Genomic DNA, 10,622 nt, shown 5'->3' with positions numbered 1-10,622 from the left:
TTCTCTTGAATAAGATTTACGCACTGATTTTGCCTCCAATTGGGCGCCATCATAGCGCCCGATGAAGGTGTCCAAAATCATTAGGCCAGTTCAAGGCCGCTCCTACAGGGGGCGGCGGCGCGCTTGCGATAGTTGTTATTGCAGGTTCAGTGCTGAAGTCAGATCAGAAGGCGATTCGAATACACGGTCCACTGCCGGCAACGCCGGCCGCTTCAGTACTAGCACCGGCACTCCCATCTCCCGCGCCACTTCCAGCTTCGGCTCGGTCGCCACACTGCCGCTGTTCTTGCTGATCAGCACATCGATCCTGCGGCGCTGGAACAACGCCCGTTCATCGTCGATATGGAATGGCCCACGCGCACCAATCACTTCGCAACGCTCGTTGCCAAAGCAGGCCTCCAGCGCCCGCAACGTCCAGAACTGCTCCGGCGGAATTTCGTCCAGATGTTGCAGCGGCTCCCGCCCCAGCGTGAACAGCGGCCGGCGAAACGGCTTGAGCGCTTCGATCAACCCGGCCCAGTCCTCGACCTCGCGCCAATCGTCCCCCGCCTGCGCCTGCCAGGCCGGGCGGCGCAGGGCCCAGCACGGGATGCCGGCGCTGCGCGCAGCACTGGCAGCGTTGCGGCTGATCTGCGCGGCGTAAGGGTGGGTGGCGTCGATCAGCAGCGTGATACCCGCCTCGCGCAGGTAGCTGGCCAGGCCTTCGGCGCCGCCAAAGCCGCCAACCCGCACCTGGCACTGCAAGTCCTGCGGCACGCGGCCGATACCCGCCAGGCTGTAGACATGCTGTGGGCCCAGGCGACGGGCGATGGCCAAGGCCTCGGTAACGCCACCCAGCAGCAGGATGCGCGCAGTCATTGCACGCCCGCCCGGCCAACGATGCCGCCTTGGCGGTCGATGGCGAACACTTCCACGTGCACCTGTGCCGGCACCACGCTGCGGGCGAAGGCCAGGGCGTGCGTGCATACCGCGTCACCGAGGGCAACGCCAGCCGCATGCGCCAGTGCGAGCGCTTGCTGGCTGGTGTTGGCGTCGATGATGGCCGCCTGCAACGCTTCGTCCGCGCCAATGTCTGCAGCCCAGCCAGCCAGTTGCGGCAGGTCGATGCTGGAATGACGGCTGTGCAGGTCCATGTGCCCGGCAGCGAGCTTGCTGATCTTGCCGAAGCCGCCACACAGGGTCAGGCGTGGCACCGGTACTTTGCGCAAGTGCTTGAGCACCGCGCCAACGAAGTCGCCCATTTCGATCAGGGCGATTTCCGGCAGGCCGTAGACCCGGCGCATGGTGTCTTCGCTGGCGTTACCGGTACAGGCAGCGATGTGCGTGTAGCCGTTGGTGTGGGCTACGTCGATGCCTTGGTGGATCGAGGCAATATAAGCGGCACAGGAGAACGGCCGCACGATGCCGCTGGTGCCGAGGATCGAGAGCCCGCCAAGGATGCCCAGGCGCGGGTTCATGGTCTTCAGGGCCAGTTGCTCGCCACCCTGCACATTGACCGTGACTTCGAAGCCGCCAAGGTAGCCGCATTCGTCAGCCAGGCGTTGCAGGTGTTCGCTGATCATGCGCCGAGGTACCGGGTTGATGGCCGGCTCACCCACCGCCAGCACCAGCCCCGGGCGGGTCACTGTGCCAACGCCGGCACCGGCGATAAACCGGATACCCGGTTCAGTCAGCAGGCGCACGTGGCTGTAAAGCAGGGCGCCGTGGGTCACATCCGGGTCGTCGCCCGCGTCCTTGAGCGTGCCGGCTTCAGCCCCTTCGCCGGCCAGGCGGCAGAACTCCAGGCGCATCTGTACCACCTTGCCTTTGGGCAGGGTGATACTCACGGCATCGCTGTTTTCACCGCGCAGCAGCAAGCGAGCAGCTGCCAGGCTGGTGGCGGTGGCGCAGCTGCCGGTGGTCAGGCCGCTGCGCAGGGGAGCGGGCTGTTCGCGGGTTTCTTCACGCATCGACAGGTTTTACCACGTCCAGCAGGGTGATCGGCAGCGCCTGGCGCCAGGTGTCGAATGTGCCCAGGGGCTGGGCATGGGCGACATGCAGGCGGGTCAGTTCACCGCCGTGTTGTTCACGGAAATGCGCCAGGGCCAGCTCGCTTTGCAAGGTCACGGCGTTGGCCACCAGCCGGCCGCCGGGGCGCAGGCTTTCCCAGCACAGGTCCAGCACACCTTCACGGGTGACGCCGCCGCCGATGAAGATGGCATCGGGCTGTTCCAGGCCTTGCAGTGCTGCCGGGGCCTTGCCGCAGACCAGTTGCAGGCCGGGTACGCCCAGCACATCACGGTTGTGTTCGATGAAGCCCTGGCGGCCTTCGTCGGCCTCGATGGCCAGCGCGCGGCAGGACGGGTGGGCGCGCATCCATTCGATGCCGATCGAGCCGCAGCCTGCACCCACGTCCCACAGCAGTTCGCCGGGCTGGGGTGCCAGGCGCGCCAGGGTGATGGCGCGGACATCGCGCTTGGTCAGCTGGCCGTCGTGCCGGAAGGCGCTGTCTGGCAGCCCCGCCAGGCGGTGCAGGCGCGGTGCTTCTGGCGTGGCCAGGCATTCGATGGCCATCAGGTTGAGCGCTGCGATATCGGCGTGCGGCCAGTCCTGGGCAGAGCCGGCCAATGCGCGTTCGTCCTGGCCGCCCAGGTGCTCGAAAACCCGCAGGCGGCTTGGGCCGAAGCCACGTTCGCGAAGCAATGTTGCAACGGCCGCCGGGCTGTCGCCATCGTTGCTCAGCACCAGCAAGCGCACACCGCTGTGCAGGTGGGCATTGAGCGCCGCCAAGGGACGGGCGACCAGCGACACCACTTGCACGTCCTGCAGCGGCCAGCCCAGGCGTGCAGCGGCCAGGGCGCAGGAGGAGGGCATCGACAGCACGCGCATTTCATCGGCAGGCACCTGGCGCGCCAGGCTGGCGCCGACGCCGTAGAACATCGGGTCGCCGCTGGCCAGCACGCACACCGGCTCGCCGCGCAGGGCCAGCACCGGGGCCAGCGAGAACGGGCTTGGCCAGCCCAGCCGTTCGCCGGGTACGCAGCGCGGCAGAAGGGCCAGCTGGCGCGGGCTGCCAAAGATCCGCGCAGCGCCCAGCAGCGCGCGCCGGGCCTGTTTGCCCAGGCCGCTGAAGCCGTCTTCGCCGATGCCTACTACTGTCAGCCAGGGGGTCATGTATTTCATTCCGCCATTTTGGGGGCCGCTGCGCGCCCCTTCGCGGGCTCGCCCGCTCCCACGGGTACAGTGCAGCAATTACGGCCTGCGATGATCCTGTGGGAGCGGGCGAGCCCGCGAAGAAGGGCACGCGGTCCTGAATTTCTACTTGAGCGCCGAGCATGCTCGACCACCGGCTTTTCATGCCGCCGGCCAAAGCAGGCATAATACCGCGCCTTCTATACTCAAGCGCAGTTTCACAGATTGCCGGACGCCCCTTTGACGCAGGCCCATGCCCCCAACGTTTCGCCCCGTCCCTCGGCTTGCCCGGGGTTGTGGCGCATTGTCAGTGCCCGTGATGGCGGCATTTGCCGCATCAAGCTGCCGGGCGGCCTGCTGCTGGCCGACCAGGCCGAAGCGGTAGCGGCGGCGGCCGAGCGTTTTGCTGGCGGGGTGATCGAGGCCACCAACCGCGGCAACCTGCAGATCCGTGGCATCGGCAGCGCTCATCGTGCCTTGATCGACACCCTGCTCGATGCCGGCCTTGGCCCGCGTGACGCCGCCGGTGACGATGTGCGCAACCTGATGCTCAGCCCGCTGGCCGGGCACGACCCGGCGATGTTGCTGGATGCCAGGCCGCTGGCCGGGCAGGTCCTCGACATGCTGGAAAGCACACCGCGCTTCCATCAACTGTCGGCCAAGTTCGCCGTGCAACTGGACGCCGGCGAACGCCTGGCCATGCTCGAACACCCTCACGACCTGTGGCTGTCAGCCCTGCGCCTGGAGCAGCAGACCTGGCTGGCGTTCGGCCTGGCGGGTTGCCCGGCGGACGGCCAGGTGCTCGGCGCAGTGCCGCTGGAGCAGGGCCTGGCACTGGTGCGTGCCGTGCTGGAGCGCTTTCTCGATCTGGCAACCCCTGCGCAGTCGCGCATGCGCCAGCTGCTTGAGGTGTGCCCGCCAAGCGATTTCGTCGACGGGCTCGGGCTGCACATCCGCCGCGATGCCAGCGTGCTCGCGTGGCGACGCGAACACCACCGTGCCTGCTGGCTGGGCCAGCTGGCTCAGGCTCAAGGCCTTGCCCTTGGCGTGGCCCCGCCCCAAGGCCGCCTGACCCCGGCCATGCTGCGCGGCGTTGCACGTATTGCCCGTGAATGGGGCGATGGCAGCCTGCGCTTCAGCCCTTGGCAGAGCCTGGTGCTGACCAACCTGCAAGCGCAACGCATTGATCAGGCCCAAGCCGAGTTGTCTGCACTGGGCTTGCTGTGCCACGACCAGGAACCCCTGGCGCGCATCAGTGCCTGCACCGGTGCCAGCGGCTGCGCCAAGGCCCTTGGCGAAACCAAGGCCGACGCCGTTGTCCTGGCCGCACTCCTGGGCCCTGGTATTCCCGCCAGCGTGCACCTGTCTGGCTGCCCCCGTTCCTGCGCCGTGGCCCATGTTGCCCCGGCCACCCTGCTGGCCCGCTCGCCGGGCCGTTATGACCTGTACCTGCGTGATGCGCGCCAGCCGGGCTTCGGTACCCTGCGCGCCACCGACCTTACCTTGAATGAAGCAGGCGCCATGCTCGACCTGCCGACGGAGCACCTTGATGATTGACTACATCCGCGATGGTCAGGAGATCTATCGCAATTCCTTCCGGATCATCCGTGAGGAAGCCCGGCTCGAGCGGATTCCCGCAGACCTGGAAAAGCTCGCCGTACGCGTGATCCACGCCTGCGGCATGGTCGATGCCATTGATGGCCTGCAGTTCTCCGAAGGCGCCGGCCGCGCCGGGCGCGAGGCGTTGCTCAACGGCGCGCCGATCCTGTGCGACGCGCACATGGTGGCCGAAGGCATCACCCGGGCACGCCTGCCGGCAGACAACAAAGTCATCTGCACCCTGCGCGACCCAAGTGTGCCAGGCCTGGCCAAGGACGCCGGCAATACCCGGTCCGCCGTGGCCCTGGAACTGTGGCGCCCGCACCTGGAAGGCAGCGTGGTGGTGATCGGCAACGCGCCTACTGCGCTGTTCTACCTGCTGGAGATGATCGACGCTGGCGCACCCAAGCCGGCACTGATCCTCGGCTTCCCGGTCGGCTTCGTTGGCGCTGCCGAATCCAAGGCGATGCTCGCTGCCGACAGCCGCGGCGTGCCGTTCGTGATCATGCAAGGCCGCCTGGGCGGCAGCGCGATGGCCGCCGCCGCGGTCAACGCCCTGGCCACGGAGGTGGAGTGATGGCGCCGCGTGGACGACTGCTGGGCCTGGGCGTGGGCCCGGGCGACCCTGAACTGATCACCCTCAAGGCCCTGCGCCTGCTGCGCGAGGCGCCGGTGGTGGGTTATTTCGTGGCCAAGGGCAAGCGTGGCAATGCCTTCGGCATTATCGAGGCACACCTGCAGCCCGAGCAGACACTGCTGCCGCTGGTCTACCCGGTAACCACCGAAGCCCTGCCAGCACCGCTGTCCTATGAGCAGATAATCAGCGACTTCTACGACGAAGCCGCCGTGCAGGTGGCCGAGCACCTGGATGCCGGCCGCGATGTGGCGGTGATCTGCGAAGGCGACCCGTTCTTCTACGGTTCGTACATGTACTTGCACGACCGCCTGGCGCAGCGCTATGAGGCGCAAGTGATCCCGGGCGTCTGCTCGATGCTGGGTGGCGCCTCGGTGCTGGGTGCGCCGCTGGTGTACCGCAACCAGAGCCTGTCGGTGCTGTCGGGCGTGTTGCCGGCCGAAGAGCTCAAACGCCGCCTGGCCGACGCCGATGCAGCGGTGATCATGAAGCTTGGGCGTAACTTCCCCAAGGTGCGCGAAGTGCTCACCGAGCTGGGCCTGGACGGGCGTGCGCTGTATGTGGAGCGGGCGACCATGGCCAACCAGAAGATCGTGCCGCTGGACCAGGTGGACCCGCAGTCGTCGCCGTATTTCTCGCTGATCATCGTGCCGGGGGAAAAATGGCAGGGATGAACATGCACAAGGCACCGGCAATCGTCATCCTTGGTCCAGGCAGCCTGGCCACCGCGCAGCGTATCCAGCAGTGTTATCCACAGGCGTCGATCCATGGCCTGGAAGGCCGGGTCGAAGGTGCCGACCTCTATTACAGCGCGTTTGGCGATACCTTGCGCGGGCTGTACGACCAGGACACGCCCATTATCGCCCTGTGCGCCGCAGGTATCGTCATTCGCAGCCTGGCCAGCCTGCTCGGCGAGAAAGCCACCGAGCCGCCGGTACTGGCCGTGGCGGAAGATGGCAGTGCGGTGGTGCCGTTGCTGGGTGGCCTGGGGGGCGTGAACGTGATGGCACGTGAGATCGCAGAGGCCCTGGGTGTCGCTGCTGCGATTACCACCAGTGGCGAGCTGCGTTTCGGCACTTGCCTGCTGAACCCGCCGCAGGGTTATGCCCTGGCGGACATCGAGCAAGGCAAGCGTTTTGTCTCCGATCTGCTGGCCGGTGAATCGGTGCGCATTGAAGGTGATGCACCGTGGCTGCAACAGGCGCAACTTCCCTCCAGCGAGGCGGCCCAGCGCACCATTCATGTGGGGCACCAGGCGCGCCCGGCCAGCCGCGACGAGCTGCTGATTCACCCGCGTTCGGTAGTGGTGGGTGTTGCCGACGGCGACTTGCACGGTATTCGCGCCGCATTGCAGTTGGCTGGTGTTGCCGAGCCATCCTTGGCCTGCGTGCTGGCGGATGAGCACGCCATGGCCAGTAACGCCCTGCACGAGGCCGCCCAGGCCCTGGGTGTCGCTTTGCGCTTCGCTGCCAAGCCGCACGATGTGGCGGGCATGGTTGCCGGGGCCTTGCCCGATGCCCGGTTGATCGAGCAGGGGGATGTGGTCATCGCAGTGGCAGCGGCACCGGTCGACGTGGCGCAGGTTGGCCGCCGCCGTGGTCGCCTGGCCGTCATCGGTCTGGGCCCGGGTGCTGCCGAGCTGATGGTGCCGGCGGTCAAGGCCGAGCTGGCGCAGGCCGAAGATGTATTGGGCTACGAAACCTATGTGCGCATGGCCGGGCCGTTCCGTGACGATCAGGTGCTGCACTGCACCGATAACCGTGAAGAAATGCAGCGCGCCCGGCACGCCTTCGAGTTGGCGGCCCAAGGCCGTTCGGTGGTGGTGGTGTCGTCGGGTGACCCGGGCGTGTTTGCCATGGCTGCCGCGGTGCTCGAAGCGTTGCATGAGTCCAGTGACCCAGCCTGGCATCGCGTGGATCTCGAAATCCTGCCCGGCGTCTCGGCCTCGCTGGCAACCGCCGCCCAGGCGGGGGCACCGCTGGGCCACGACTTCTGCGTGATGTCGCTGTCGGACAACCTCAAGCCTTGGTCGATCATCGAGAAACGCCTGGACCTGGCCGCTCAGGCCGATCTGGTACTGGCCTTCTACAATCCGATTTCCAGGTCCCGACCACACCAACTGGGGGTGGCACTGGAAGTCGTGCGACGGCATCGAGACGGCAACACGCCTGTAGTCCTTGGCCGTGACATCGGTAGGCCGGGGCAGACGCTGAAAGTAGTCACCTTGGCCGAACTGCTGCCAGAAATGGTCGACATGCGCACGATGGTGTTGGTCGGTTCCTCTACAACCTGCGTGTTTCCTCGCCTGGCAGGTGGGGTGTGGGCCTACACGCCGCGTTGGTACCCTGCGGCCGACTGATTACTCCGGAAACCCTTCAGCGCGCTGCATCCCGAGCGCGCTGGCTAAGGTGGTTGCCCCTGACCCAAGGGGCAACCATGAAGGAGTTTCCACATGTCCGAAATACAAGCCACTACCACTCAAGACGCCGCCATCCTGGTCGAGGGCAACCTGCTGGCCTGCGGTGCAGGCATGTCTGCGCAAAGCCGTCACGATGTGAAGAATGCCTTCCACTTCGCCACCCTGGTGGCCGACAAGGCCTTCGATGCCGAAAAGCAAAGCCGCGCGTGGTACGACAAATTCGTCGATGTCATGCGTGACCTTGGCTTCACCATCCCCCGGCGTACCTTCGAGCTGGAAACCTCGGCAGAGCTGTCTGTCACCGTTGGTGCCGTGGCGATCCGTGCGATCGGTGTCGTTGGCAATGCAATGCTGGGGGGGACGAAACTGGGCGAAGTGGCGAAGCTGGCCTTCGACAAGCTGACCACCATCGAAAACGACGCCAAGGTGCTTGATCACAAACGCAAGAACAAAGCGAGGGGCATGGTTGGCCTGGCCGCCTGCATCGAGACCGAAAACAACGACGTGGTCATGGTGGTGAGCTGCATCCAGGCATCTGCCCCGCAACTGGACGATGACGTACTGGGCATCCAGTGGAAGCTGGACAAGACCGAGTACTACGCCGGCACGGCGGTGCTGACGCTCAACAACTTTGTTTACGACAAGGTGCGCGAAACCGTGGAAAACAAGCTCGGCGTGCGCAGTGTCGAGAACGTTCTGCAATACGACATCTGACCGCAGGGCGGCGTTTTCGCGACGCCGCCTTGTTCGCTTCCTGGTAATGAGGCAACACAATGGACAGAGCAGTTGAACAACTGATGTTGATTGGCGGAACGGCCGTTTTGTATTCCCCTGGAGCAGTTGTCGAGCAACGCCAGGCGGCATTCGACTCGATACTCTACGCACAGTTGGTGGCCAACAAGAACGCAGGGTCACGTTTTGATGATGACGAACAATGGTATGCCGCCTATCGCGACGCTTATCGCCAGTTAGGCTGGATCAAGCTGGCCAGCACGCATGACCTGAAAGTGTTGGGGCAGCCTGTGCGCAGTGCGCAGATACAGCCCCTTGAAGCTTGGCTGAAAATGCGCTCGATTCGCCCTGAGGCGGTGCTGGCGGCAATAAAGGCGGGTTTGGGGCGATCTGAGGCAAGTTTTCCTCACCTGCTGAAATTCGCCTCGCTTGACCAGGCGCAAGGTTCGAAGCTGGTGATCGAGCTGGGCATACTCAAGCCGGGGCCGGTGCTGGATCTTTGCAGTATAGCGATGCAAACCGACAAGCCACTCTCGGGCGCTCCGTTGGACAGGCTTTTGCGTGAGCAGGTATTTGACGGTGAGGCCGAGTTCAATGGGGTTTCCCTGGCACTGGATAACGGGCGCTTCCAACGGCAGCGCGAAGAACTACAGGCGCTGATGAAAACCAAGGATGTACAGGGCGACTACCGGTTGGACCCTTACGTTCCGCCAGCAGGAGCTGATCATGACTGAGGCCGCATCTGCCGTGATCGGCGCAGGCATCGTTTCGTTCATGCCGGGTATTTCTTCACTACAGGCAAACAAGGTGAAACTGGCCCTGGCGATGGCTGATCGGGCCACCGAGACGGCGTATCAGGAAGGGCTGATACAGGATTGGTTCACCTACTATCGCAATCAGCTCAAGTTCATGGGGTGGGACTCGGTTTCGCCCGAACAGATTCACTGGCCTGACGAGCGCCGCAGCAAACAGACCGATCAGGTACTGGAAACCATTGCCGCCACTGCTGGTGAGCATTTTGCCGCGGCAACCAGCCTCTCCATGCAAAAGCTGTTATCCAGCCCGGCGGCCCTGGGTGAACTCGAAACCCGTGCTTATGAGCGTCAGCATTTCCAGTTGTTGCCTTGCGCGCCAGCAGGTGCAAACCGGGTCGATATGGTGCTTTACCACGAAGTCGATATTCGCGCGGCTTTCAGCGCAGGCTTCATCAGCCACAAGCGCAGCCATCAGATCGTGCGGGCAGAGCTGGTGCGCTTCAATCTGCTGGCGTTTGAACACAGCTATTTGCCCAAGGTGCGGGAGCGCGTGGTGCAGGTGTCGCTACGGCGCATTCTGGATTACGGCCTTTAAGGCGCCATGTAGCCTTTGATGCCGGTGAAGATGATTTGCGCGGCCAGGGCGCAGACGAACAACCCCATCAGCCGGCTGACGATCTGCAACCCCTGGTCGCCCAGAATGCGCTCGATGCCGTGTGACAGGTACAGCACCAGGCCGACGGTAAAGCTGGCCAGGGCGATGCTGATGATGGCCAGCAGCTTGTCGTCCCAGTGCGGCTGGCCGACGCCCATCACCAGCAGGGCGCCGATGGTACCGGGGCCGACGGTCAGCGGGATGGTCAACGGGACAATGGTCACATCCTGCTGCACGTTGTCGGCCTGTACAGCCGGCTTGCCCTGGGCCATGCCCAAGGCGGAGATGAACAGCACGCTGCCGGCACCGATGCGGAAGGCGTCGGCGGTGATGCCGAAAATACCGAAGATCACCCGCCCGAACAGGTACAACAGTACGCTGGCGACCAATGCCGCGAAGGCTACCTTCCAGGCCAGTTGCTTGCGCTCCTTGCTGGAGTGGCCACGGGTCAGGCTGATAAAGCACGACAGCACGAAGAACGGGCTGTAGAGCACGAGCATTTTCAGGTAGACGCTGAATAACTCATGGAGCATGGGCGCTGGTCCTTGGCAAATACGCGGTCGTGTAATCGATGGACTCGCCCCCGCCGAGGCATCACAGTGCCACGGTGGCGTTCAAAGAAGCCAACGGCAGCGAGGGCGAGACCATGAAAAAGCA

The 10,622-nt window shown here is 64.7% G+C and carries 11 protein-coding genes; 7 read left to right on the top strand and 4 right to left on the bottom strand.

Annotated elements, in window-relative coordinates; genetic code table 11:
• Window positions 1–135 precede the first annotated feature (135 nt).
• Genes ACIQUI_RS28205 through cbiE form a run of 3 tightly spaced genes read right to left on the bottom strand, consistent with a single transcriptional unit; the run spans window position 136 to window position 3,153 of the window.
• The gene (locus ACIQUI_RS28205) at window positions 136–858 is read right to left on the bottom strand and encodes a cobalt-precorrin-6A reductase (RefSeq protein WP_403204320.1); all 723 of its coding nucleotides are present in this window, start codon (window positions 856–858) and stop codon (window positions 136–138) included.
• Window positions 855–1,949, bottom strand: coding sequence for a cobalt-precorrin-5B (C(1))-methyltransferase (locus ACIQUI_RS28200; protein WP_403204318.1), 1,095 nt, complete (start codon window positions 1,947–1,949; stop codon window positions 855–857). Before ACIQUI_RS28200 ends, ACIQUI_RS28205 begins: the two co-directional genes overlap by 4 nt.
• A complete protein-coding gene (gene cbiE / locus ACIQUI_RS28195) occupies window positions 1,942–3,153 on the bottom strand; it encodes a precorrin-6y C5,15-methyltransferase (decarboxylating) subunit CbiE (protein ID WP_403204316.1) in 1,212 nt (403 codons plus the stop codon). Before cbiE ends, ACIQUI_RS28200 begins: the two co-directional genes overlap by 8 nt.
• A 243-nt stretch (window positions 3,154–3,396) precedes the next feature.
• Here cbiE and cobG point away from each other — a divergent pair, with 243 nt between their 5' ends.
• The 7 genes from cobG to ACIQUI_RS28160 all read left to right on the top strand — a co-directional run bounded on the left by cobG (window position 3,397) and on the right by ACIQUI_RS28160 (window position 9,905).
• A complete protein-coding gene (cobG, locus tag ACIQUI_RS28190; RefSeq protein ID WP_403204313.1) occupies window positions 3,397–4,728 on the top strand; it encodes a precorrin-3B synthase in 1,332 nt (443 codons plus the stop codon).
• The gene (locus ACIQUI_RS28185; RefSeq protein ID WP_086977184.1) at window positions 4,721–5,347 is read left to right on the top strand and encodes a precorrin-8X methylmutase; all 627 of its coding nucleotides are present in this window, start codon (window positions 4,721–4,723) and stop codon (window positions 5,345–5,347) included. The genes cobG and ACIQUI_RS28185 overlap by 8 nt, the downstream gene beginning before the upstream one ends.
• Window positions 5,347–6,078, top strand: a complete 732-nt coding sequence (locus ACIQUI_RS28180) for a precorrin-2 C(20)-methyltransferase (protein ID WP_403204309.1) — start codon at window positions 5,347–5,349, stop codon at window positions 6,076–6,078. Before ACIQUI_RS28185 ends, ACIQUI_RS28180 begins: the two co-directional genes overlap by 1 nt.
• Window positions 6,066–7,763 carry a precorrin-3B C(17)-methyltransferase gene (gene cobJ / locus ACIQUI_RS28175; RefSeq protein WP_403204307.1) on the top strand — a complete coding sequence of 566 codons (1,698 nt, stop codon included), beginning with the start codon at window positions 6,066–6,068 and terminating at the stop codon, window positions 7,761–7,763. The genes ACIQUI_RS28180 and cobJ overlap by 13 nt, the downstream gene beginning before the upstream one ends.
• A gap of 93 nt (window positions 7,764–7,856) precedes the next feature.
• Window positions 7,857–8,537, top strand: coding sequence for a hypothetical protein (locus tag ACIQUI_RS28170; RefSeq protein WP_403204305.1), 681 nt, complete (start codon window positions 7,857–7,859; stop codon window positions 8,535–8,537).
• A 59-nt stretch (window positions 8,538–8,596) separates the two neighbouring features.
• Entirely contained in the window at window positions 8,597–9,289 is a 693-nt protein-coding gene (locus ACIQUI_RS28165; RefSeq protein ID WP_403204302.1) for a hypothetical protein, read from the top strand.
• 73 nt (window positions 9,290–9,362) lie between these two features.
• Window positions 9,363–9,905: a hypothetical protein gene (locus tag ACIQUI_RS28160; protein WP_403204301.1), complete on the top strand. Its 543-nt coding sequence runs from the start codon at window positions 9,363–9,365 to the stop codon at window positions 9,903–9,905.
• Here the strand turns inward: ACIQUI_RS28160 and ACIQUI_RS28155 are convergent.
• Window positions 9,902–10,498 carry a MarC family protein gene (locus ACIQUI_RS28155; RefSeq protein ID WP_391129322.1) on the bottom strand — a complete coding sequence of 199 codons (597 nt, stop codon included), beginning with the start codon at window positions 10,496–10,498 and terminating at the stop codon, window positions 9,902–9,904. The genes ACIQUI_RS28160 and ACIQUI_RS28155 overlap by 4 nt on opposite strands.
• Between the last annotated feature and the right edge of the window lie 124 nt (window positions 10,499–10,622).

Origin of the sequence: Pseudomonas sp. NPDC090592 (assembly GCF_044769185.1) — a bacterium.
In the GTDB taxonomy this organism is placed as follows: domain Bacteria; phylum Pseudomonadota; class Gammaproteobacteria; order Pseudomonadales; family Pseudomonadaceae; genus Aquipseudomonas.
Note: the sequence above shows the minus strand (reverse complement) of the source record. Positions and strands in the feature narration are given on the sequence as shown.